At 48.2% G+C, this 26,130-nt stretch carries 9 protein-coding genes; 4 read left to right on the forward strand and 5 right to left on the reverse strand.

Annotated elements, in window-relative coordinates; all coding sequences use genetic code 11:
- The first annotated feature begins 120 nt into the window (after positions 1 to 120).
- A complete protein-coding gene (locus tag G482_RS0111145) occupies positions 121 to 5,427 on the forward strand; it encodes a MupA/Atu3671 family FMN-dependent luciferase-like monooxygenase (protein WP_084414630.1) in 5,307 nt (1,768 codons plus the stop codon).
- A 262-nt stretch (positions 5,428 to 5,689) separates the two neighbouring features.
- On the opposite strand, the gene G482_RS0111150 is transcribed toward G482_RS0111145, so the two are convergent.
- The 5 genes from G482_RS0111150 to G482_RS0111170 form a co-directional block, all read right to left on the reverse strand.
- Positions 5,690 to 6,622, reverse strand: a complete 933-nt coding sequence (locus G482_RS0111150) for an IS5 family transposase (protein ID WP_028450091.1) — start codon at positions 6,620 to 6,622, stop codon at positions 5,690 to 5,692.
- A gap of 78 nt (positions 6,623 to 6,700) precedes the next feature.
- The gene (locus G482_RS0111155) at positions 6,701 to 7,084 is read right to left on the reverse strand and encodes a hypothetical protein (RefSeq protein ID WP_028450092.1); all 384 of its coding nucleotides are present in this window, start codon (positions 7,082 to 7,084) and stop codon (positions 6,701 to 6,703) included.
- 233 nt (positions 7,085 to 7,317) lie between these two features.
- Entirely contained in the window at positions 7,318 to 8,037 is a 720-nt protein-coding gene (locus G482_RS0111160; RefSeq protein ID WP_028450093.1) for a hypothetical protein, read from the reverse strand.
- Positions 8,038 to 8,039: 2 nt separating this feature from the next.
- On the reverse strand, positions 8,040 to 17,498 hold the full coding sequence (locus G482_RS18380) for a hemagglutinin repeat-containing protein (protein ID WP_084414632.1): 9,459 nt from the start codon (positions 17,496 to 17,498) through the stop codon (positions 8,040 to 8,042).
- A 103-nt stretch (positions 17,499 to 17,601) separates the two neighbouring features.
- Complete coding sequence (locus tag G482_RS0111170) at positions 17,602 to 19,368, reverse strand: ShlB/FhaC/HecB family hemolysin secretion/activation protein (protein ID WP_211227612.1); 1,767 nt, start codon at positions 19,366 to 19,368, stop codon at positions 17,602 to 17,604.
- A 458-nt stretch (positions 19,369 to 19,826) separates the two neighbouring features.
- Here G482_RS0111170 and G482_RS18385 point away from each other — a divergent pair, with 458 nt between their 5' ends.
- From G482_RS18385 to G482_RS0111190, 3 genes are read left to right on the forward strand one after another with little or no spacing between them, the layout of a single operon-like run.
- Positions 19,827 to 20,495, forward strand: a complete 669-nt coding sequence (locus tag G482_RS18385; protein ID WP_034619520.1) for a hypothetical protein — start codon at positions 19,827 to 19,829, stop codon at positions 20,493 to 20,495.
- Positions 20,492 to 23,074, forward strand: coding sequence for a hypothetical protein (locus tag G482_RS0111185; protein WP_028450097.1), 2,583 nt, complete (start codon positions 20,492 to 20,494; stop codon positions 23,072 to 23,074). Before G482_RS18385 ends, G482_RS0111185 begins: the two co-directional genes overlap by 4 nt.
- A complete protein-coding gene (locus tag G482_RS0111190; RefSeq protein WP_028450098.1) occupies positions 23,059 to 26,094 on the forward strand; it encodes a site-specific integrase in 3,036 nt (1,011 codons plus the stop codon). The genes G482_RS0111185 and G482_RS0111190 overlap by 16 nt, the downstream gene beginning before the upstream one ends.
- The last annotated feature ends 36 nt before the right edge of the window (positions 26,095 to 26,130 follow it).

Consider the following 26,130-nt stretch of genomic DNA (forward strand, 5'->3'; position numbering starts at 1 on the left):
TTGACCCGCAAAAAGAGTTTTGGCGACTCGCGACAATCAATCAGAAATATCGATCTGATATGATGACGGAATACACATGTATTTATTCTGTCAGTTAAAACATCCTTACGAAGCACCTTAATGACCTTAATGACGTACCTGTGGCAGCGGAGCCGCGAACAATCTGATCATGCTGTTTATTTCTTTCTCAATAGCGATGGTGATGTTCAGTATCGACTTTCATATCTGGAGCTACATAACCAAGCGTGTGCAATCGCGCATGCGTTGCGCCAGAGATTGACACCTGGTCAGCGGTGCCTTCTTTTATTTCCTCAAGGTATAGATTTTGTCGTTGCATTCTGGGGCTGTCTTTATGCTCGTGTAGTACCTTTACCAGTTTTCCCTCCAACAAAATCACAGCAAAGCGCTAGACTGCTTGCGATTATTGGTGATTCGCAAGCTCAAATGGCGCTCACAAATGCCGCGTTCAAAGAAAAATGCCTGAAATGGCTTGGTGACTCCTCTGAAAGTCAGTTGGAGCTCTGTGTTCTCAGCGATTTACAATTAACCCAGCAAAGTGAGGATGCTTGCTCATTTATTAATGAATGGTGTGAAGAGGATCTGGCATTTATTCAGTACAGTTCGGGTTCAACAGGTACTCCGAAGGGTGTACCTATTTATCATCGTGAGTTACTGGAAAACCTTGAGCAAATCAGACAATGCTTTCATTTAACCAAAGAAACAATTGGGGCAAATTGGCTACCGCTTTATCATGACATGGGATTGGTAGGACATTTGCTTTGTCCTATTTATGTCGGATGCCAGCAATACTTCTTTGGCGCACAAGACTTCTTACGCAAGCCAAAATTATGGTTTGAAGTTATAACTCGTTACCAAGTAACGACAAGCGGAGCCCCTAACTTTGCATACCAGTACTGCATAGGCCGCATAAATGATGATGACTTGATAGGAGTAGATTTAAGCCAATGGGCCCAAGCTTATTGCGGAGCAGAGCCTATTCAAGCAAGCACACTACTAGACTTCTATTCCCGATTTGCTCATGTCGGTTTCCGACAGAATGCATTATTACCTTGCTATGGCATGGCTGAGACCACGCTTATCGTTAGTGGCTTTAAGCCTAAAGGGCTTGTTGCAAATACATTAGAGGTAGATAAGTCTGCACTAGAGCACGGGGTGGTTGTTACCCTACCTAATAGCGAACATCGTTTGGTTAGCTGCGGCTCTCCAAGCAATAATACCGAAATTTTTATAATTGATTCGCGCACACGTGCTTTTTTACCTGAGAATCAAATTGGTGAAATATGTGTCCGTAGTTTTTCGAATGCTCGAGGCTATTGGAAAAAGCCAGAATTGGACGACGAGCTATTCTTGAATCTAGATAACTCAGCGCCTTTGCTGCGTACAGGTGATCTTGGCTTTCTATCTCAAGGGGAACTTTATGTAACCGGACGATTGAAAGAAATGATTATCATTCGCGGTAGAAATTTATACCCATCGGATATTGAAAACCTCGTTAGCAAGGCTCATCCAGCAATAAATTCTCAGCGAATTGTTGCCTTCGCTATCGAGGAGACACAGGGTCAATCCTTGGCTCTTGTCGCTGAGCTTGAACGAAGTCAGTTACGCAAATGTAACCCAGCCGATGTTTGGCAGGCGATAGTCAAAATTATCTCCGATGAATTATCGATCCAATTGACTGCGGGGGCACTTCTTAAACCTGGTCAGTTGCCCATTACGTCAAGTGGCAAACGTCGGCGTTTGGCATGCCGCGAATATTGGGAAAATGATCATTGGCAAAGCATATTTACTACAGGGAATAAAAGAGCTACCGACGACGTTATAGAGACGGACAAGAGTAGAAGCTTGATTGAGTGGCTGCGAGAGTATCAACTTCGTCGTTTGCAATCGCAACAAATGGATGAACGTCGGAGTATCGATCCGCATTTGTTGTTACAACTGGGTAAGCGCGGCTTTTTTGGCCTGAATATTCCTGCCCAATATGGTGGACAGGGCCTCTCGCAACAGCAGACCCTGCGGGTTATGCAGCAGTTGGGCGCGATGGATGTCAGCATAGCTGCCATGCTTGGAGTACATCTGGCTCTGGCCGTAGAGCCAATTGTCCGTCACGGCTCGAATCAGCAGAAGGTCATGCATTTGCCCTCTCTTGCCCGTGGGCAATCTCTTGCTGCTTTTGCCATAAGTGAGCCCAATGCTGGTGCGAATCCTCGTTCGCTAAAGAGCCTCGCCAAAGCAAGCTCAACTGGTTGGATGCTGTCCGGTAATAAGTGCTGGATTGGCAATGCCGGATGGGCAGATACCTTGCTTGTTATTGCAAAAAGTGAGAGCACTACTCAGCAGCCCCTTGGGTTGAGCGCCTTCTTAGTCAATACAGAACAAGAGGGAGTACACATTGGCCCAGAAGCGATGACAACAGGCATGCGCGCTATGGTGCAAAATTCGCTTTGGTTCGACAGAGTTTCATTGACGAATGAGCAAGTACTTGGTCAGGTTGGGCACGGTTTCCGCATTGCAGAAACTGCAATGCATACGGGACGACTTGGCATTATGGCTATATGTGTTGGCGCTTTACGGCGTTGTTGCCAACAACTTCTAAGACATGCGCAAGAGAGGCAAATTGCTTCGGGACGCTTAATTGATCAGAGTTTAATCCAGCTGTGGCTACGTGAGGGACTCAAAAAGGCTGACTTGATAGAGCGTTTCAGCCAGCGGATTGCATTAAAACGCGATATGGAAATTGAAGTCTCTAGCGATATTTATGCAATTGGAAAATGCCTTGCACCGGAGTGGCTTGGAGAAACGATCGATCAACTCCAGCAAGGATTAGGAGGGCGTGGTTACATCGAAGATAGTTTGGTGCCACAGCTCTGGCGAGATGCTCGACTTCTCAGAATTTTCGAGGGCCCAACTGAAACGCTGTTAAGCCACTTAGGCCAGAGATTGTGGCAACAAGAACAAGAATTAGAAAAAGCATTCACTGAATTCGAAGCAATTGCTCCATTTGAAAAACTGCGGGCTTGGAAAGAAGAGCATGCTCTGAAATCACTTCACCAAGATTGGACATATTACGTTAGCGGAGAGTTGGTTTGTTTATGTCTAATAGAAAGTTTCTGCCAGCACGAAGACGAGACCCTTTTTATCCAATCCCGCTTGCAGCAAGCCTTTGCTAAAACAAACTTATCTATCGATCGTTATTCGGAGACTGAGTTATTAGCGCTTAGTGTTCAGCTAGACAGCCAAATTGGTCCGCTCGGCAGTCAAAAGGCCACTCCGCCTAATGACATTGAAGCTCGCCTATCCTGGCAAACGAATGCTGAATTAACAGAAAATTTGAATGCATCCGATGAAGAAATTGAAAGCCCTGCAATTGCCACATATGCGGCGCAGCAACTTTATGAAGAATGGTTGATTAATTGGCTCCAGAAAAACGTTAAGCCGTCCACTAAAGTGGAGCGTTCCACTGCTATAAATAGCCTCGGATTAGATTCAATTATTGCAGTCGAATGCTCCGTGGCTTTCGAAGAACACTGGAACAAATCGCTGCCAGTCGAGTGGTTTTGGCAAGTCGAACGTATTGATCAAATATCAGCACTGCTGTACGAGAGCTACAGTCCAGAATCTTCCTCTGTCGAACCTGTGAACAATTCAGTATCAGAGCAAGCCTGCTCAGCAGTGGAACTGAGTGAGCCCAGTTCTCAATCTTCGCTCGGCTTAAGTATATTCTTTTTTGGGCAAAGCGAAGCTACTCGTGATGAAAATCCATACGAATTGATTCGTGAAACTGCCGAGTTTGCTGACGTGCATGGGTTTGAGGCAATTTGGCTACCTGAGCGACACTTTCATCGCTTTGGAGCTGCATTCCCAGACCCTGCAGTTCTTGCTAGTGCACTCAGCCAAGTAACTAAGAATCTCCGATTGCGGGCGGGTAGCGTCGTACTTCCGTTGCATCATCCTGCACGTATTGCAGAACAGTGGTCTTTAGTTGACCAACTTTCTAAAGGTCGCGCAGGAATAGCGATTACGGCAGGCTGGAATCAGAATGACTTTGTATTGAGTTCGTCAGATGCCTACACCAATCGTTTTGAATCTCTTGGTAAACAAATTCAGCAACTCCGACGATTCTGGCAACAAGAGCCTGAAACTTTAATCAACCCATCTGGAGACTCCGTTTCACTGACTACATATCCCAAACCTTTCCAGTCGTTAGCGCCGTTATGGCTAACTTGCAATCGCCGGAAAGAAGGATTTATTGAGGCAGGGAGCTTGGGCGTTAATCTACTGACTGCTTTGCTAAGCCAGACGGAAGACGAGTTGGCCGAAAATATTAGATGCTATCGGCAATCGTTGGTTGATTCGGGATTCTCACCTCAGCAGGGTAGAGTAACGCTGATGGTTCATTGTTTTGTGCACGACAATCCTGATGAATTAAACGAGTGGGTCACACCTGCGCTGCATGAATATCTCCATAGTTCTGCAGATTTATGGCAACAAGGTAGCAAAGCATTACATGCTCAGGGAGCAGAGGAAAGGGAGAAGTTGATAAGGTTCGCGGCGATGCGCTACCGCAAAAGTCAGGCATTGATAGGCAGCACAGAAGAATGTTACGCAAAACTGGAGCGTTGGCATGAATTGGGAGTGGATGAGGTGGCTTGTCTTGTCGACTTTGGATTGTCAGCTCAACAAATTAAAGTGGGGCTTCAATCACTTTGTAAACTCGTGCCTTCTAAGGTGAATCCGCTTGAGAATACTGTGAAGTGTTTAATTCCAAATCCCCAAGCGAAGTACAAGTTGCTTTGCCTTACGCCAGCTGGGGCATCGCCATACTGTTATTTTGCTTTGGCGCAAGCATTATCCACAGAATGGGAGCTGTGGGTTCTAAGTTATCAAGACTACGACACACTAGATTTGCTGCTCAATGGATTGCAGGACCAAGCTATGGCGCTAATTGATAGGCCATTTTCGATCTATGGACAGAGTTTTGGTGGCTTAATGGCATTTGAATTAGCTAGGAAACTGGAGTTGTCGGGGAATCAACCCAGCTGGGTTGCTCTTGCTGCGCAGCATAGTCCTACGTTGAGCTATCCGCACAATACTCCGAGTTCAGAATCTGACTGGCAAGCTCTTGGGGTTAATAGCCCTATGCAGCGAGTTAGAACATTAGCCCAATTAGAAATTCAAGCGAAAGAATATAAGTATCAAGTAGAACCTTATTTAGTTGCACCGCTACATCTTGTTTACGGTGAAAAAGATGAGTTATTAGAGCCTAGTCAGGTCTTAGCATGGCAGGAAGTGAAAAAGCCAGCATCCGTGAATAGTTTGGATGCAAAGCATCACTTCATGTTGACGCACTCTAGCCAGCTTGCAATCTGGATAGATGCTTGGCAACGTAGTGCTACCACAAAGGATTAGAGACTATCTGATTGCTTGGATGGTCTGCTCGACGCCCACCCCATCTTGAGTAGCTCGAGAATTTAGATTCCAATCCACCATGACAAGGAGTTGGATATGAAGAAGCGATTCACCGAAGAACAGATCATCGACTTCCTACGCGAAGCAGAAGCCTGCACGCCCGTAGCCGAGCGGAGCCTCACTCCAAACTTGATTTTTGCATCTAAGCGGCTTAGTTGCACAAATCAGCCTAAAAGCGAGTTTCCCCAAATCCCAAGCAGATTTATCCCGCACGCACCGTCGTCGGTGTGCCCAGTTGCGTGAAGCGATTTAAGATCGCAGCACGCACTTGCAACTCCGCCACCTGACGATCAAAGTCACGCGCCATCACTCGTTCACCAAGTAATTTGAAACATCGCATTTTCGTTTCCACCAAGCTGCGCCGGTGATAGTCCGACCACTTTTTCCAGATTGCCCGCCCCAAGTACTTGGTCGCACGTAAAATCGCATTGCGAGATCGTGCGCCCGCCGTATTTTCTTTCCGAAACTGAGCGTTCTTGCGAGTCGGGATGATCGCAGTCGCACCACGAGCCGCAATAGCATTGTGGCACTCTTTGGTGTCGTAGGCGCCATCACCGTAAATCGCCGCAATCGGTTCTGAATCGGGAATCTGATTCATCAGTTCCAGCAACCTGGGCGCATCGCCTGTTTTATTGTCAGTGACCTCAATGGCACGAATTTCAAGGGTTTCGGTATCAATACTGAGGTGAACTTTGCGCCATTGCCGACGATATTCGGCGCCATGCTTCTTGGTTTTCCATTCGCCTTCACCGAGCATTTTGATGCCCGTGCTATCGACCAATAAATGCAAACCACTTTGGCTTTGACGGGCAGGAATAATGACTTTGAGTGTTTTTTGTCGACGAGAGATCGTACTCGAATCGGGGACGATCCAATCTAGGTGGGCGAGTCGAAGCAGGCTTTCCACCATGCCGGTGGTTTGGCGTAATGCGAGACCGAATAGGCATTTGATGGTGAGACAGAACTGAATGGCCGCGTCGCTGAACGTAGGTTTTCGTCCACGTTTGCCAGTGGGCTCAGCAGCCCATTTCAGCGTCGGATCGAGCCAAACCATCAACGCACCACGTGATTTCAAAGCAGCGTGATAACTTGGCCAGTTGGTGGTTTTGTACTTGCTAGGTGCGGGTTTGCTCATGCAGCCATTCTACCAGCAGCACTATGCCGCTGATTTGTGCAACAAAGCCACACCCTACAAAACCCAGCCTTATTTGGCTTATTGCTTGTCCGCTTGCAATCCCAGTTGGTACTTGTTAATCAGCTCTTGAATCTTGGTGCTACTTTCAGGATGAACCCGAGCATACTCCCACATTGTTTTGGCAAAGTAGTGTTTCACTAAATCTTCTTCGTAATCGCCACAAGCCGGCTCCAAGCCGCTGATGTCGGTACTCGACCGAACCCAATACATCACCTTTCCCTGCTCGTCGATATAGCGTTCAATATGCCAGTCAGGATCGCCTCCTGCTCCATCAAATTCGAATATACTTTCAACGTAGTACCAATACTCCTGCCTATCCCTAGCCGGAAACGCATTACCAACGCAGTAAATCAAAGGCCGATTTGCCTCATCATTTTGTCCATATTGAATATAAAATGCCATGGGTTATTTCCCAGATGGATAGGCTGTAGGCACATAGACCTTGCCGTTGTATTTACTAATTGGCACCTCGAATTTAACTCCCGCCACCTCAACTAATTGAACTGAGGCTGCCGGTGGTGAGCTAGTTTTTGCTTCCCTCTGCGCTGCTGGTAAACATTGCGCCCTACAGATCGGTATTGCCTTTGAAGGTAATGTTGAATCCGCCGTCGCCAGCCTGTACGCGGGATATAGTTTTAATCGCTTACCCAGTTAAAGGACTTAGGGGACTTTCCAGATAAATAATGCGCCAAGTACTCATCAAGTTTTTTTTGAGGATTAAAAAGCTCGGTAATCTCATCTAATGCTTTCCCATTAACATGAAAAACTTTACCGTCACATGCCTCCTCATTGATGAACAGCGCGTCTTCATTTTCTGTAAGCAACCAGCAACGTAGCTTTTCTCTTTTACATCCAATGGTCTTAGCAAATTGCTCGGTCTGTGCCCTTGATGCTCCGCTACCATCCTCGTAGTCATCAAGATCCAATCGTCCCGCATAAGGAAATGGCGTATTCCACCAATCCATCAAACAGTAACCTTCTTTCGTAACACAGAATGAATCAAACCAACGATAAATCTCCCTCCAACTTACTGGCAGCATCATATGATACTCATCGAACAACTCCCCATCTTTATCCATAAATTCGGGCTGCAGTTTAAAGAATAAATTCTGCGTCTCTGATTGAACAACGATGTTTATCAACCATTGTCTGACCCCCTTCTTCAAAACTAACTTAGGGCTGCTCCAATCGCGCTCAATGACTTGTGTAGTTTCGATAAAAGTCTGAGCAAACAGCGGAAATAGCTCCGCAAAGCTGCCGCCAACACGATCTATGATGGGCTTATCGATGTGTTCTAACGCTTTTTCTGGAATCTCAGATTTATCAACACAGATATAGGAGCAAGACAATTCCATAATTATTTTCCACTCTTGTATTGTTTAAGCCGCTGATTGATATATCGCTGAATTTCAACCTCAATTTCCATTTGACGATTAATCAAATTTTGTTTGTATACCGGATCTAAGGGCTGATCTTTATAAAACGACCAGTCTAACTTGGATCCTTTAGATGAATTAAATGTCTGTGGTAGCGGCTGGAAATTACCAACATCAATTCTATCGTGAATTATTGATATTTGATCATCGACCGTCAGCCTATTGAAGCCAGGCCGTTCCTGGATCTTGCGCACTGAGTAGATATGATCAACCGGCATGGTTTTACCTAATGGTGCTGGTTTAAAGGTATTACTGAGTGGATCCAAATAGCCCATCCCTTGGTAACTCGCGCTAATATCTTCAGGTACGCTACGAATGTACCTACCATTGATTACCGCACCACCCTGCCCAAAGGCGTTTGAAACGTCTTGCCCTACAAAAACCCTAGGGCTAAGATTTGAAGTTGCCTGCCAAGTTTCTTTTACCGCGGTCTTCTCCAACCAAGACTCAACCACCCGCCCAGTAAGGTTTGTAGCTCCCTTCAATCCCGGAATTAACAGGTCTTCCCAGATGACTGGAACTAGGGGCTTTTCACCGATTTTTAGTGGGTCAACGGCTTTGTTGCCTAACTTAGTTAGCGCCTGAATGTCATTGCGCGTCAATTCTAATTGACGCTGGCGATCAGCAACGAGTGATGCATACTTCTCTGGCGTGCACCCTATGACAACCTGTGAACATCCGCCTGCTCCAGTGTTGAGCAAAGCTTGATAATTTTTCTCTTGCTGTAGTAGCTCTGTAATTTTTATAGCCACTTTTTGGCACTCTGCCTCTGTCTTACACGATGAGATTTCTTGTGCTAATTGAGTATTACGATCACGATCTAGTTTCTTCAGTTTGTCACGAGAGTCACAAGCTGCTTTATTGCTAAAGCTGCAGTTTTTCTCAGCCTGGATCAGCTTCTGCTTCTCAGAGGGGCTGAGGTAGTTATTCTCCATCTCAATCTGCGCGGCGCTATTCGCCACTACCGCATCGCCACCTGCAGCCGCCACAATCCCGCCAATCACAGTGCCCACGAGATTCTTGCGGTTTTCTTTTTGCTCTGCCGTCATATGCTCGGCATCGGTCTTTTGAATCTCCGAGATAAGGTTATTGAGCACCACGCTAGAGGCAGCGCCAACGGCAGCGCTATTGCAGCTTTGCCCCGTGGCCGCAGCGCCCGCGCAGCCAACGAGTGCATGCAGGGCAGTGCGGATATTTTGGCTGTCTGCGGTTTCTTTACCATCCTTCATGAAAGAATCCGCAATCTTTTTGACTTCTTCTGCCGCCAAGCTTTGTACATACGCAACAACGGCGTTTTGCACCAAGTTTGTCATGCCGCCAGTGACATTGCCTCCCGCCGCCGCTTGGAATACGGTGATCGCTTGGCCGTAGGTGCCACCTGGGCCCCATTTTTCAGCATCCTCTTTAACTGTCTTAAGCCGCTCAAGCGTCGTTACATCCGCACCATCTTTTACTGCTTGATCGTATTCCTGCTTTGCTTTGGCCGCTTCTTTCGCCCGATTCGCAACAAAGGTGCTGGTCTCGTTAATAAACGCCTTCGTCACCGTAAAGGCTTCTTCTACCTGCGCTTTATCAAAGTTATTGTTGAGTTTGCCTGCAGTATTATTGGTATCACGATTCAGTCTGGCGACGGTTTCGTCTGCGGCTTTACCAGTGAGTTGCTGTTGCTGCACTTCATTGGTGATGGTGATTTTGCCTGTGGCAATTGCGCTTTGCGTGGTGCTACTTTCATCACCGCTGGCGCTCAGCAGGATTGGCGTATTGGCTTTCAGGCCATCGCCTGATTTCTCAGTGCCAGGTACAACCTGACCCCCCGTCGACATGAGGCCATCAATCGTCTTGCCTACATCCCCAACACCGACGCCAAGCCCCATGCTGCTGGCGTTGTATTCGGCATGGTTTTTAATGTCGCTGACAGTGAGGCTGCCGGTAGTGAGCTGATTTTTGCTTTCCTCTGCGCTGCTGGTAATCACTGCGCCTTTCAGATCGGTATTGCCTTTGACAGTAATGTTGAATCCGCCGTCGCCAGCCTTCAGCCCACTCTGCTCATTCACCGCGGCATAATCAGCATGCATTTTGTCGCGGCCTGCATTCAAGCTGCCACTGACTTTGCCCGCACCGACTGAAATGCTGCCACCGATGGATTTTTGTTGGCTGTCGTACTTGCTGGTGTCTTGCAGGCTTTCAATATTCAGATTGCCGCGCACATCAGCCACAATCTGCTTGCCGCTGGCGCTTGCGCCGATCAGATTGGTGTCGCCACCACTCTTGAGCGTAAGTGTATTACCCGCGGTAAGTTGGCTGTTTTGCCACTCAAGGTCATTGCCATTACCATTGCCTTTGCTTTTATTGGCGCTCGCGGTAACGCTAAACGGGACATCTGTGCCCACACTGACGCCCAGACTACTGCTGCTTGAACTGTTTTTGCTGCGCGTTTCATTGGTATTGCGCGCGGCTTGTAGCGTGATATCGCCATCGGCGGCCAGCATCAGATCTTTGCCTGCCCTTAATTGGCTACCAACGACGTTGATGTCGCTGTCTTTGCCGGCACCAGTGGCGTTCAGTTTGAGATTGCCGCCAGCTGTGAGATAGCTCGCGCTCTGCGTGCTGCTATCCGTTGTCGTGGTGCTTTCTGATTTGGATTGACCAAAGCTGATACTCACGTTAACGCCGCCAAGCTTTTTGGAGCCACTTTGGTAGGCGTCATAGCCATTTTTGGCAGCAAACCCAGCAGTCGCGCCCGCAATCAAAGCGACGCGTCCGTCTTTGGTTTTGCTAGCGATTTTGCCCATATCGGCTGTGGTTTGTATTGCAGTAATAACAGGCGAGGTGATCGCGACTGTGAGGCCTTTTTGCTCGAATTTCTGGGTTTGCCTGCTTTGATTCTGGTCTTCACCTGCAGTGAGTGTTATGGCTTTAGCGGTTGCGGCAATATCGCCGGTCATGGCCGTCACATCACTACCCGCTACTTTTAATGTATTGCCCGCCTGCAATGTCACATTGCCTTTTTCACTGCCTACCATACTGCGACTCTGGCTTTGTTGAGTTCCCTCCTGCTCAGAGTCACTAGACTGGCGTTGCTTGCCATAGGTGAAGCTCAAGCCACCATTGCTCATAAAGCCTTTGGTGGTGACTTGCTTGAAGTGGTTTTCGGTATAGGTGTCTGTGGCGGCCGCGATTGTTAGATCATTTTTCGCAGACAGATTAACGTCTTGAGTTGCGGCAATTTGACTCCCAACGATGCTCAAGTCATGGCCAGCCTGAATCGCAACTTGATCGCCACTGAAAGTGGTACTGATCGACTGGGTAGCATCTCGTTGGTCGCGAGTGAGGGTCGTCGTGGTTTTTAAAGTCCCCTTATTGCGGATTTCATGGCCTTCGCTGTAATTGGTACTTGCCTGCCCTGCCTCAATTCGAATGTCATTTTTTGCCAGCGCTGAGATCGTCCCCTGCTCGCTCGTCACCGTGGCTGCGCGAGCGACTATATTATTGCCTGCTGCAAGTTGAATGCTGCCAGCGGCCTGAATTGTGCTACCGACTTCTTGGCTGCCACCTTGTTTTAGATAGTTCGTTGCATTGCGAACATTGTTTTCTTGAATTTCAGTTTGTACCGTTTTCAAACTCAAATCGCGTCCAGCCACCAGCTGGGTATTTCCTTGCTGGCCCTGATTGGTCACTTGGGCCGCCGCAAGGGTGAGATCACGCCCAGCACTTACAAGCAAATTGGTGCTAGGAACATCCGCCCCGCGGATGTACAAGCCGGCAACCCGATCTAGCTGAGTGCGCTTAAAGCTTGATGCCCCAACCTGATTAGCGCCTGATTGCGTGGTGCTCTCAATAGTTAGATCACGTCCGGCAGTCAGCACCAAATTACGATTTGCTTCAATTAAACCACCCAGATTTTGTAGGTCATTTTTGGCAGTTAATGCCACATCTGCTGCACTGATTCGTCCACCCAGGTTTTTTACATTTTCTGCCGTAAGTGCCACCACTTGGCGACCCGCAATCGTGCCACCATTTTGCAGATCCCCTGCTACTTTAAGATCAACGCTATCTCCCGCGATCAGCGTTCCATCACCTTTGAGATCACCAGGTTGTACCTTGACGTACACCTGCGGGACCAACACACGAGTCGGAGTACCATCCGCAAGGACAACTTCTTTTTCAACTAACCAAACAATGTCGCTGCTCAGCTGGGCCATTTGCTCTGCGCTCAGCGCGACGCCGGGACGAAGTTGCCATTGCTTGGCAAATGCGACACCGTTATCCATTAAGGCCTGATATTGAGTTTCATCGTTGGCATAGCTGGCAAGGAATCGTCGCCCGGTGAGTTGAGCAATTTGCTCACGAACCAGCTTTTGTTCGTAAAAGCCATCACCTAAACGTTTTTGGATCGTCGTTGGGTCAGTGCGCAATGCACTTAGCATGTAATCAGAGCCCAACCAATTGCGATAATTTGCAAAGCGGGGATCGGTTTCAATCAAAAAACCACTCGCCGTATTAGGGTTTTGTTTAAACAGACTGTTATTAGGCAGGTTCACATTCGGATTGGCCGTACGAATCACACGGCTTAATCCAGCCGTTGCCTGCGTATTTATCACCGGAACTTCGGTGATGCGGTTAATCGGCTGGCCATCACGTACAAGCACCGAAACTGGCTGAACCCCACTCGTTGCGGCAGCGATCAAAGAACGCGACAGTGCTGAAGCCCCCTGACTTGAGCTTGCAAACTGTGCGTTTCCTTTTAGCTCGCTCACGGCTAAATCGATAGTAGTAACCTGATCGGCTGGCGCATAAGCAATTGCAGCATCCCAATCGCGTTGGTGATAACGTTTCAAGCCGCCACGCCAGCGACTGCGTGTCGCTTGACTTGTGCCTACTTCGTGAATAATGCGCTGCCCGGTTGCGGCAACATTGGATAGATTACCCAAGTCTCCACTTAAGGTGCCGCCGGCGATAATCTGGCTCTTGTCGTTGAGCAACTGGCCGCCCTGCAAAACCATCTGTCCCCCAGAAAGAATTTTTCCGGGATCAGAACTAAGCACGCGGGTTTCAGCCTCGCTGTGCGTCACTTGATACTGGGTCCAAGCCTTGATTTCGGTAGATGAGAAACCACTGTTATAAGCGTCAACCTTCTCATCTAATAAATCATATTTTGCTTCTGTATCGGTAATCCAGCTTTGATAAGAGGCGTTATAGCTTTGCCACGCTGTGGTATAAGCCGCTTGTTGCGTATTGAATTGCTGCAGGTCATTGTTATACAAGGCGCATGCAGCCGCATCATATCCAGCACCTTGCACGCAACTATCCGCACGCGCCGCATCCGGCGCTACTGGCTTCGTCAACGCTGGCGCTTGCGGCTCCGCTGTGGGCGCACTGACTCCAAAATAAGCCCATGCTGGGTTACTTAATAAATCACTTGTTGTAAGTTTTCTTGCACAACTATCAGCAGCTTCGTCTTCTGAACAGAGTTCTGCACCAGGAGAGGAAATTGGCGACTGACCAAGCTGCCCGCCACCTTGAGCAGGTGGGTTAGTGGCCCATCGATACAAACCTGCACGACTCCAATTCTGCCAAACAAAATTACTGAGTAGGTATTTGTTTGGATTACCTGTCGGCTGAATATAGGTCTGGGCAACAGGGGCAACTGTTTGGACCAGTTGGGTACTAAAATTGGCGTTACTATTTGTGAGATAGTTTGCGCCTAGCTGCATCGCCCCCAGCGATTCAATCGTTGCACCGCGGTTAACCACCGCACCGGCTGCGCCAGTGGCTTGCCAATTGCTACCCATCGCGCCACCGATAACCAGATCACCCGCACTGAAGATCAAACCGTGATCTGTATTATTAATAGTGCCTGCAGCAATATCTAATCTTGACCGAGCCGCGATGACCGCAGCAAGACCGTTTTCTGCGCCATTATTCAACACGTTGGCCTGGATAGCTAAGTGATCGCCATAAATCCGACCCGTGCCGAGGTTATTCAAAGTCGCGGCGGAAAGACGTGTTTCAACGCCATCGATCAACCCGCGATTAGTTAGGGTCCCCGTGGCGACTACTTTTGTCGATCCCGCCGAGATTTCTCCCACCGCAGTATTATCAATATGGTTAGCGGTCAACACTAGTTGATCTGCACTGAGGAGCCGCCCCTGATTCGTGAGGGTGCCTGTGGCTTCTACTTTGGCAAGACCTTGAGCTTGAAGAACACCTGAATGGGTGTAATCTCCGTGTGCTTTAAGGGTCAAATCACCTTTGCTTAATAGCTGCCCCGCTCCCGTTAAGGTTGCGGTATTGATCTGTAACTCCTGCCCTGCAATCACACTACCTTGAGTGTTGCTAAAAGCTAATTGGTTACTTGGCGCTTGGCTGGTGATCGTGCCTTTACTACCAGCGGATACCAAGCCTTGGTTATTGTTAAGACTATTAGTACTAAGCAGGCTTAGCTCAGCTTCTGCTCGAATTGCACCTTGCTGATTCTCAATTTGCTGGGCTGAGATCGAGAGCTGCTGGCCTTCAAGCCCCTGGTTACTCAATACGGTGCTTTGGTTGTCCACCATCTGGGCATTCAACTGCAACTTTTGTCCAGATCGAATCAAACTATTCCGGTTCGAAATCGAATTAGCACTAACGGTGACATCCGATATCGATTGAATTTGCCCGCCGAGGTTATTCAGCGACTGAGCTTGCAGTGCAATCTGGGCCTCACTGCTTATGGTTCCACCATTTTGAATCTCATGCTCGGCTCTAACCTCCAGGGCACCTTTACTGCCAATAAAACCTGCAGTATTGGTGAGATCACCGGCACTAAGTTGCACACTTTCAGCGCCAATGATGCCTTTTGCGCTACCTGAATTGGTATTCAAGAGTGCTGCGCCATGAGTGTTGATGCTTAATATTGTTTTCGCATGAACAAGCCCGCTGTCGTTATCAAACTTTCCAGAGTTGACGGTGACTTGGCCAGTGGCCTGCAAAACCCCGTTTTGATTGTTGAGTTCGCCACCGTGTGTATCGATATCTATCTGTGTCGCTTGAACAATCCCAGTCTGATTGGCTAGGTTGGCACTTTTGATGGTTAGCGACTGAGCCGCTTCGATCCGCCCCTGAGTATTAATAAGGCCTGCGTTTGCACCGGCTCTAACTTGGCCAGAAACAGAGCCAATCGTCCCTTGATGATTATCGATTTGATGGGCATTTAGGGACAGATTTTGCGCAGCAGCCAGTGTCCCTTCTTGATTCAAGAATTCCTGAGCAACCTTCGCCTCTATGGCAGCAGCAGAAGTTAGTTTACCTCCACGGTTATCAACCGATTGAGCGGTTATGCTCAATTGCTCGCCGGCGTAAATACTGCCAGCATTTGGGCCAAATTTACTATTATCAATGCGACCTAAAGCTAAAAGCTCTAGCGTGCCCACGCTTTGTAGCACACCACCCTGGTTATTAAGGCTACCAGTACTCAGTGCAGCACGCCCATTACTGACAAATGCACCATTTGTATTATCTAGAGCGCTACGCGCCACGATATTTGCGCTTTCGTTCCCAGTGCTAATAATTTGACCAGCGCGATTTGAAACATGCTCTGCAGTTAGGTCTATTTTCTTAGCGAGTGTTTTTGCTTCACTCAAATCCAAGCGAGTAGCTTGGATCTCGAGGCTAGCGTTGCTTTGGATCTGGCCAGCAGCCCCCGCAAAGTTATTAGTCACGATGGTGGCCGAGCCCGAACCAACATGTTCGATTTTGCCTCGGGTGTTTATGACTTCAGAGCCTGCGATCTGCAACCGTTGGCTATTGGTAGCAATGAGCCCCGCCTCATTATTGATTGCGCCAGGCGTTTGAAGGCGAAGATCACCTGTGCCCGTTTGAATAATTGTGCCTGCAATATTCGATAGCGCTTCAGCCTGAACATTCACTTGCTCAGCCGATAGCTTGGCACCATCCGTGATTAGACGTTGCGAGGCTTGCAAGTCCAATTGCTGTGAAGCCATGACCTCTGCTTTGTTAAGGTCAAGATTTGTCGTGTTGGCTGACAATTTGACCGTAGCCGCACCAGTATGGCTATTTCCTAGATTAACTGTGCCGGCGAGCATAGTCAGCTGATTCCCGGACAAGTTTTGACCACTTGCAATAATCGAACCGCGTGAGTTCAGGCTAAGCACGCCCGACTCAGTGAGCGTCCCTTGCTCATTTAAACCGGCGGCTAAAACCCCGACACTTCGGATTTCACTTCCCGCGGAAGTGGCCTGGATGTTGAGATTTCCTTGAGCGGCAAGCGTACCCTGATTATTGACCGATCCTGTGGTCGTCAGCGACGTATTGGATTTGGCATAGACGGTGCCTACATTTTCTAAACCCTGACTGGTGTCAATTTGAATGTGTTGGCTACTGCTTATCGCCCCAGCGTTAACGAGCTTACCGTCTAACGTGATGGCAACATCACCGGCCATAGCACCGATCTGACCTGAATTTCGTACTCCAAGTCCGGACTCGGTGCCCACTAAATGAATTTTTCCAGCATACATGCCACCAAGCTGAGCGACATCAATCGCATAGCTTGGCGCGCTTCCGGTGCCTGCAGTAGGTATCGCAGAACCCTCAGCTGAAATTTGGCTTGCCCCCGCCACTACGCGCAGATCGTTGGCCCAAACACCTGCATTAACTTGAATTGCTCTGGCGATGAGGTCTGTGTAATCGGTTTGCCGTGCATCTAACCCATTTCCCAAGATACTAATCGTGCCTTGAGTAACTCGAAAACCATCCAGATTACCGCCACTCATCATGGCAGAGCCTGTCGTTAATGTTGCACGGCTAGCATTAATAAATCCGCAACCATCACAACTTATACCAGCTGGATTGGCGATAATAACTTGCGCCCGACTACCTGCCACTTCAAGATAGCCACGAAGTTGACTCGGATTACTGCCCGTAACCTCGTTCAAGATCACCCGCGCAGTCCCTTTTGCCAGCCAAGGATTGCCCTGGACCCACCCACCCAGTTGGGATTGCACGTTCCCGCGAGAGTTGTTCAGTACCACACCAGCAGGATCAACATCGAATTGTTTGTATGTGTTTCGAGAGACGCCAGCTGCACTTGGCGTCTGAATATTGACTTGGGTTACTCCATTACTGGTGGTGAGTACAGTGGGCTGCTGAGATTTAGGGGCATTCGGATCTGTAACGACCTGAGCCTGCACACCGGTCAACATAATCATACCGAGCGCAGCACATAACGCGTGCCGAATTGGTTTGAGTGTTTGCCAAAAAGCAGCCCCTTGTTGACCTTGAGCATCGGTTGTGGTTTTACCCTGGGCCGGAGTATTTTCTGCCACGACCATTAATTGTCCACGGCTCTGATTAAATACAATCCGGTACATGTTCTTATTCATTGCTCAAAGTCCAACGTTGCTGCGCACAAGCGACCCGACTGGTCATTTATGTCGATGATTTAAAGAAAAATAAGATGGCAAAAATCGCCAAAAAGTAATTAATTTAATACGTCCAATTCAGATTAAAACCGGCTGTGGTTTTAGCGGTCTTAAAACCAGTGGGCTTGTAAATTGGTTTTCCGGCAAATATTTCGTAACTCCAATTCGCGTATCCGCCACGCAAACCGATTACGCCCCCGGCCAGTGAGTCCCCAAGCAGGTATTGGGTAGATGGGCCCCCGACTGCGCCATAATCAGCGGCAATAAAAAACTCATGCCCACTGTCCCCGAGTGACAGGACAAGATCATTCCTAACCAACCAGCCGCGCTCACCAATCAGTGAACTTTCACCGTCAAATCCACGCACGGTATATCGGCCACCAATTGAAAAACGATCTTGTGGCACCAGCGGCGTTCGATTCATTTGCCAGCGCCAATTGGCGCTGTAGCGTAATCGTTGTTCAAATATCGAAAATGGCACGACGAGAGCCAGGTCGGTATTCCAAACTTCCAGCCGCGAAGTGCCTTCTCCGAATTGCTCCTCAGGTGCCTCGAGAGCATTCATAGCACCTGTACCACGACGGTAAGTCACAGCAAAATCTAAGGTATTACTACCGATAAACTCACGATGATTTAGACCGGCTTCCCAACCCGCAACTTTCCGCCGCTGCACCTCAACCTCAGTGTCATCGATGTAGTTTTTGGACCCGCGCCACCAACCACGGAATGAGGCAGTGGTTTTTCGAACCGCATCGCGCCAAATCAATCGGGAAACTTTGAGGTCTGCATTTCGACTATTGCCGCTATAGCGATATTCTTGATTAGCCCCAGCAACTGACTGAAAATACTGGCTACCACTTGTACTTGCACTGAAGAGCCAATACCCATACGGAATTGAGTAATGGAAAGTGTAGCCACGTGTACCCCGAGCCCCCTCTTCACCGCCGCCAAGATCATGATTTAACGAAACGTAAAAGAGATCATTGAGGGTCCACCAATGGTCATACGAAATTGTCATACTGCCTTGGAATTTGCCAGTTGATTGACTACCCGAATCATCGACGGACAAATTCATGCGCAGCGGTATTTCCCGCTGCTGCCATGTAATCACTAAGTCACTTTGACCTGCCTCTGCAGCCTGCCCTTCGGCAGGTACGATTTGTATATCAGCCTCAACAGTGGGTACCCGCTTAAAATTCTCAAGCGCCTGTTCGATATCTCTTAGATTGAGTAGGTCACCTGCCCTTAATGGAACAGCATTCCATTGTGTTGCTCGGGTAGAAACATCATCGGCAAAGCGCACCGCTCTCACTGTCCCAGGAATAAGAGTTAACTCCAAAATGCCACTGGTTAGCTCTTGTGGCGCAGCGAGGACACGTGTAGTGACATAACCCCGATCAATAATGGCGTTTTGTATCCGACTCATGATCAAGTTAATGCCCTGCGAACCGAGGCACCGGGGAACAGCTAAGTCATTTTTTAGGCTAGCGGCCGAGATTGCCCACTCAAACTGTTTAGCACGCACCCCGACCAACTCTATACGTCGGATATCAAAACACGGGGCTTCATTTGAGGGAATCACCCCACTCGGTGCTGACTGTTGAGGGCGCTCTAAGCGAACATCGGGTGAGTCCGGTTGCTTCAACTTGAGCTGACGTTCTCGCTCTTGCTGACGGAGCAACTCCTGAGTGTTGCTCTCGAATGGATTGAAGAGCGCTTCGGCTGATGCCGCCTTAACAGCGAAGACAACAGATGCGACAACACAGAAAAACTTACGATCTAAAAACAAAATCAAAAACCAATGAAAGAATTTCAATAACAGAGTAAGCAAACAACCCCAAGTCGTGGTTTGACGTCGCCCGAACCCGCATATCTAGAGCTTCGAGCACCTAGACAAGACACATCAGACACAACATAAGACTTTGCTTATAAACAAAAATGGATGATGTCATATCAAAACACCACTTGCAAGCAAAGATAACGGGCAAGTAAGCATTGGTCAGACATGCCTGATGAGAAAGTATGCTTGCCACTTTTAAGTAAGATATTGGTATACCGCAAATGAGCCACAACGGGCATCAGCGCAACTTACCCAAAGCGATCCAGCTCACAGGCGGAGTGAAAAACTGGTCAGTGAGCGCTATCGAAGTCGATCAAACTGGACACAGTCGCGGCATGCAACAAGACTTTCTGGGGGAGATCAAACAAAATAGTCATGCTTACTGATAGCCCGAGTTTCAATCCGGTCTGCCAGTGAGTCTCATTGGTGTGATATGGGAATCTAGGTGGATGAATCGAGAGCAACCTCGCTTGATTGAAATCAGACTTGGGCAAATTGAAGCGCCCAGAGAGCCTGCTAAACGCTATGGCCAACTTCAAGCCGATCATCAACGAACGACCAGAATTCCCGTATGCAATCAGGATGAGCTTTACCTGCAGGCCTGCCTGAGTCCCATGATTGTCACAGGGGCTACTTCAAAAGCCTCTGATCAACAACGATACATTTTCATAGCTGGTTTTAGAACATTAGCGATGTGGCATGATTTCATGGATGCCAATCCGATGCACAAAACTCAAGACCGTCCACTTCCAGCCATCCTTTTCCCAAAGCCGTCTCGAGAACAGCTCAAGCAGCTCCCATTCTTCGAGACGTTTCTTAGCCCATTCACATCTCAGCTGAGCAAAGAAGATTTTGCACAGCTTTATTGGGCCCAACAAGATGAATCACAACCGGAAAAAAATGCGGCCAAGCAGGGGGCAATTGCGGAAATATATGGTTCGCAAAATCGCTTTTTGAAATACGCGCAGTTGACTCGCGCAACGCTAAGCCGGAAAAAGAAACTCATCAAACCGCAATCGCTTGAGACCTCCGTCATTTCAAGCGAACACCAAGGCCTCACGATGGATGATGCAACAGCGAACTTGTACGCGGCTCGAGATCTGCGGATAGACGAATGAAAGAATGGGTGCCACTTAGTCTATGCTTTCCGGATCTGGACAACGAGCATCTATTCAGCGCGTTGAGACGAATTGATGCGCCCCCCGATCTGATGGGACTATTTCATGTGGTGGGACATGCGCCAAACTTCCTGCAAACTGCACAAGACTTTGCAGAGATCAATCACAAGGCAAACTTAAATAAAGAGGAAGAAAAACCCTTTAAATATAAATTCAGTGCGGACTTTGAGCGCGACCAATTAATCTTTAAAAATCTCACTGATGCATTAAAGCAAATAAAAGCCACCAGCCCTGAAAGCCTCACCCAGTACTTTCCACTCATTTTCTTTAGTCCGAGCGATATCAATCCCAATGGCCTAGGTAGAAAAACGCTTCGACCTCATACAGAAACCCATCCTCTCTTTTGCGCACTTTGGTACGGTTGCGCATCAAGTCTGTTCAGAAAGAAGCATGAAATACTATCGGCCTTTGCCCTATTCACGCTGAACCAGCCACATTTTATTGATAAACAAAGTAAACGAGCAGATCTCGGAAGATGTTTGCGCAAGCTTGGGGAGCTTGCATCCGCAGGCCTATTGGACTCGGTACCAGAGAAGCCATGCTCTGTGGCTGAAATGTTTAATGAAATTCAAGCGGGCATAACCAATCATTCTAAGCTAGGCAGGAGCACCGATGAGCCGCTGCAATTCTTTACCCGTCGAGCATTAGAGGCATGGGGCTTATTCAATGGGGAACTAAAGAAGCGCACGCCCGCTAAAGCCAAGGGTGGAAATGGTCAGGGGGGTGGCAAGATGATCGGCCAACCTAACCGTGGAGAACTCACAGATGAATCCTTGCCCCCGGATGAATTCAAATTTGAGCACGATCTCCGCATTCAGGAGATCCTGCAGAGTAAAGAAACACAGATTCCAGGCGATGCACGTCACGAATTTGGTGTAGAGACTCAGACCATTAGCATTACACCTATCACACCCACAGCAAACACCAAACGGATTGATGTGATTAGGATGCGCCGCAGCGCCAAAGGGCTACACAACGCGCTCGCTCGTCAGCGGCAGAATTTGCCATTTTCATTAAATCAGGCGACACCCACCGAGATCAAACGACTACTGCAAGCGCTTCAGAGTCGTGACTTAGATGATCCCGCTCAATGCCTACTCTGGCTAATCATCATTAGTGGGCGCACCTTTGAGGAAATTTATAGGGTGCAATTTGCAACGACGACTGGGGCTGCAGCCAAACTTAAAGCCGCCCAACTCAGCAAAGCGGGTCACGATTGGTTCCTGACGGTGCCGACTTATTCAACGCAGAGTGACAAGCTCCTAACGCCAGAGCAAAAAAGAAACTATTTTCCAGTCATTGATCGCCTAAGCCTGCCACTTCCAACCAAGCTTGGGGATGCGATCCAAAGCCTCAGAGGCGGCTCTGACAACAATATTTGTTTCACGCAACATCGCGATACCTTGCAAGACAGAATCCAAGCCATCCTGAACTCAATACATCGACCTGGAGCGTACCGATGGACACTTCAACGAATTGAAGCCCTACTCTTTCATCGGCTCATCCAAATGCCGGGAGGTGATCCATCCCTAGCCAGCATCATCACAGGCCAGCAACGTGAAGTTTATTTGGTTCAACTGGCTTATACCGCCTTACCAGAAAGTTTCCTGCTTCAACGCTATCGTGAGGCATTACATTCACTGCTGACCAGTGATGGCGCGCAGCCTTTTTGGCCGGCATCTGCGCTTACAACCCCATCTCACGCCACATCCGAATTACAAAGTGAGAACACGATTGGCTCTCGTCTAAAACCATTCATGACGCCGTTGAAGCAGTGCATTCTTGACCTGCAAAAGATGACTCAGGAAGGTTTGAAGTCATACCGCTTGCAGGATTTGCATAATGCATATGCGGTATACACACTATTGATACTTGGATTAGCAACCGGTGCACGCCCTACCAGTGGCGCATTCGCCAGAGATACGGATCTAGATCTTGAGCAAGGATGGTGTCTTTTGTCCGACAAGGACAGTGATGATTTCGCGCATACGCGAATTGTTTATTTGCCTAAAGTTCTTTGTGCGCACATGCGAAACTTCCTCGAATATCGCAAACGACTGCTCACCCGACTGGCTTCTCACAACCCAGCGGTGTTTGCAGAACTAAACCGAAACCCCAGAAAAGGCGCAACTGCACGTAAAACAAAGAATAATGCCACGAGGAGCAATGCAGTAAGCGCATGCCCTATCGAGCAGATCCAGTCCTTGCCCCTCATCTTCTTTCTGAATCATGAGCATTCGATTATTGAGGTAAGCCCTCAAAGCTACCAAGATAAGCTTGAGTACTTTCTCAATATCCGCCCAAACAGTAATCGACATCTTTTGCGTAGCGTATTGCTAGAAAATGGGATGGGACAAACAGCATTGGCAGCGTTTATGGGCCACCATCGGTATGGCGAGGCGCCGTGGTCAAATTATTCCAGCATGAATCCGCAGCAGTTCAGAAAAAATATTGAATTACACCTTGCCCCGATACTTGAGGAACTGAGTATTCGAGAAATGGCATGTCCGATTCTGTAACTGGTTCACTCTGGCAGGAACACCTCACCAGGCAGCCCAGCAAGGTCTCTGCAGGACATCAACGCAGGATGCATCAAGAGGCCGCCGTTTACGAGATCATTCGGACCGAGTTTCCGGATTTGCTTGATACCAACGAACTGAAGTCATTGAAAAGCGAGAAGTTGCTTCAGTTATATGAAATTCTTCAAAAGGGGCTGCACCCTCGAGATAAACAATTAAGACTCGCATACATCGGGCGGGTCATAGAGGCAGTCAACATCCTCGCAGGTACTACGCTGCCTCAGCCACCTGCAATTTCCTTCAGAATTCCAGCCAAACGTTTTACCCCTGATAAATTTGCGCTCTATCAGCAATGGCAGCTGCTGCAAAAAATGTGGGCTGAGCAGCTAACGTTGCGCAGCTCTGGTCCGAACTGCTTATTCACAGATGTCCAATTGGCTTTTATTGGCTGGTTAGTCTGGACTGGACATCCTCCTCCACACACCACTAAGTCAGCACGTTTAAACCTATACCTATTCGAAACACTACAAAACCAGAAGCATCCACACTGGTTGCCTCCAGAGCTAACCGCTTTAATTAAAAAGTTAAATATTCAACTTAACAAAAACCCTTTCAAAAAAAATGGCGCCATCTTTGCGGGGATCAAAGCACGTCTCAAAACTCGTTTACCATTGAATGTGAATTTCAAAGCGTTGCAAATTGGTAGGCAAACGGCACTCTCGCTGACACTCCCTCCTTATCTTTGTGATTTGCTTTACGGCGTCAACATCGCTACTCCGCTACCCACGCCAGATATTCAGCGAATTCTGATGGGAATGGTACTTCGCCCCAACCAAAGCTTGGCGGTTGAGGCTACAGATTTGCCTCCTTCGCCCAGCCTGGAATTAGCGACTGCCAGAACCTATGAACAACAGGACTTTGATCCAGCCATCCTTACGAACCTGCGCTCAGCAATCAACACCGGAAAAAACACCTCTGATTTCAAAAATGCAATCGTCGCCTTTAAGGAAACATATCAGGCCTCATACGATTCAATGACTGGTCTAATCGTGGCTCGTGCACTTCATCTGCTTAAGCATGGAGGTCTTCAACGGAAGGTCCTTCGAGTTTCCTCCATTAGACGCTATTTGGGGTGTTTTTACAGTCGTCTTATCAAGGCCGCAAAGGGTCAAAATGTGTACGAATTTGATGAAGAGGATTGGCGACAATGCTATGAAATCGTGATGCAAAAGGCGGCACGGCGAGGGGATATTAGTTGGAATTTGAGTGAATTCCATACTTGGCTGTCCAATGAGTATGGCATTACCCCAATTGATTTTAAAACGGTTGAGGGCTTTTGCCACGCCACAAAAAAAATTCATGCCAAGCTCGTGTCACCTCTAGATGTAGATCGCGCCTGCGATTTAATCCTTAGTTCTGCAGCACAAAACGATCAGCGTTCAGCTAAGCTCGCAACCATCATCCTCAAACTCGGGTTTTATTGTGGTTTGCGGCGCAATGAAATCCTCTTTCTTCGTCGCAAGGATCTTCAGGGTACGCATGACCCTTATTTGATCATCACACCGCATAAAGCACGAAAACTTAAAACAGAAACATCGCGAAGACAGTTGCCATTGAGGGCCTTATTGCCAGCCCCACTCCTTGACGAGCTTTTGCATCTGCGAGACGAAGAAAATAAGTCGCGAGAAAAAGACTCTTTCATCTTTGCAGATGCGGACCTGACCTATGAAAGGATCAAGGCCCCTTGGCTGATCAATATTTGCCAACGCGCATTACGACTTGCGACGGGTGATGAAGAAGTAGTATTTCATAGCCTTCGGCATAGCTTTGCCAACTGGGCAATGATCCGTTTGGCGGCAGTAGAAGAGCACAGGATTCTGGACCGCGACTATCCCCTATTTGAGCATCCCTTTTTTGAGAGGGATGCATTGGTGCGGTTTAGGAGTGCCTTTATGGAAGAAACATCTCAGCAAGCGGCAATCAGCCCAGATCGTCGCGGGCTGTATGCAATCAGTTCGATGATGGGACATGCTGAGCCTGGAATTACTTTAACTTCGTATATCCATCTACATGGTTGGTTGTCAGCACGTTTAATTCAGCTCAATTCCCCTCTCCTATCGCGGCATGTAGTGGCCTGGTTAGCAGATAAACACATTAGCAAGACCTACCAAGCAAATGACAATAAATCGCAGGACTATGGTGATCCCATTTCGTCACTGTTCCAGTTTTCCGCCGATAAAAATCAATTTTATGAACAAGTCACTACGCTATGTCATTACCAGAAGCCAACAATGCATTGGCCTCCTGGAAGACCTGCAATTTCAACCGAGCAAGTTGTAAACATCCTCAAGTGGCCACGTGAAAAAAACTGGGCCATAGCGCCCCTGATTGCAATGGGCTACGCTCCAGAATCTGCCGAGCGCTGGGTAAGAAATGCCAAGTGGATAGAGTCACTACAATCACAGAAAAAAAGGAAAGATGGCTCCCGGCATCGTCGCATCCCTAAAATTAAGCTCCCCCCGATGGCCCTAATCGCAACATACCGAGCTTGGTTGGCGCAGCTTCAAAAAGCCTGGAAAAGGGATCCGATACTGAGCGAGTCCATCACGAAGATAATGCTGCGACGTTTAGTCCCTCGGGAACATATTTATGAATTCCGCGAACGAGCGCAATTTTTAAGTGTCATCAATTGGTTGGTTCATGAAGTAAAAATTGAGCATGAGGCACTCGTAATCACCATTCGCACCAATCAATCCGTGACTCCAAGCACAGCCGGGATGTGGACAGATTGTTTACCCGCTGGGGTCAATCTGAATCTGTCTCACACTTCAAAGACAAGAAATACTTATGCCGAATTAAAGATTCGTGCAGCGCAAGCGATCAAGAAAAAAGACAATGGTCAGGAAACGCAAAGCACACCGCACGTAATGGCCTATCAAGTATTTGAGCAGGCTCTTGCGGCTACCGCACTTGAGTCCAGCACCCTGGCCTCAGAAGGCAGTGTGATGAATCAAAAGTGACATCACCAATCAAAGCCTCTGTTATGAATCACTGAG

Source organism: Chitinibacter tainanensis DSM 15459 (assembly GCF_000429785.1).
Classification (GTDB): domain Bacteria; phylum Pseudomonadota; class Gammaproteobacteria; order Burkholderiales; family Chitinibacteraceae; genus Chitinibacter; species Chitinibacter tainanensis.

Coding starts and splice junctions, on each gene's coding strand:
- G482_RS0111145 (WP_084414630.1), top strand. CDS start 121: ATGACCTTAATGACGTACCTGTGGCAGCGGAGCCGCGAACAATCTGAT.
- G482_RS0111150 (WP_028450091.1), bottom strand. CDS start 6,622: ATGAGCAAACCCGCACCTAGCAAGTACAAAACCACCAACTGGCCAAGT.
- G482_RS0111155 (WP_028450092.1), bottom strand. CDS start 7,084: ATGGCATTTTATATTCAATATGGACAAAATGATGAGGCAAATCGGCCT.
- G482_RS0111160 (WP_028450093.1), bottom strand. CDS start 8,037: ATGGAATTGTCTTGCTCCTATATCTGTGTTGATAAATCTGAGATTCCA.
- G482_RS18380 (WP_084414632.1), bottom strand. CDS start 17,498: ATGAATAAGAACATGTACCGGATTGTATTTAATCAGAGCCGTGGACAA.
- G482_RS18385 (WP_034619520.1), top strand. CDS start 19,827: ATGAATCGAGAGCAACCTCGCTTGATTGAAATCAGACTTGGGCAAATT.
- G482_RS0111185 (WP_028450097.1), top strand. CDS start 20,492: ATGAAAGAATGGGTGCCACTTAGTCTATGCTTTCCGGATCTGGACAAC.
- G482_RS0111190 (WP_028450098.1), top strand. CDS start 23,059: ATGTCCGATTCTGTAACTGGTTCACTCTGGCAGGAACACCTCACCAGG.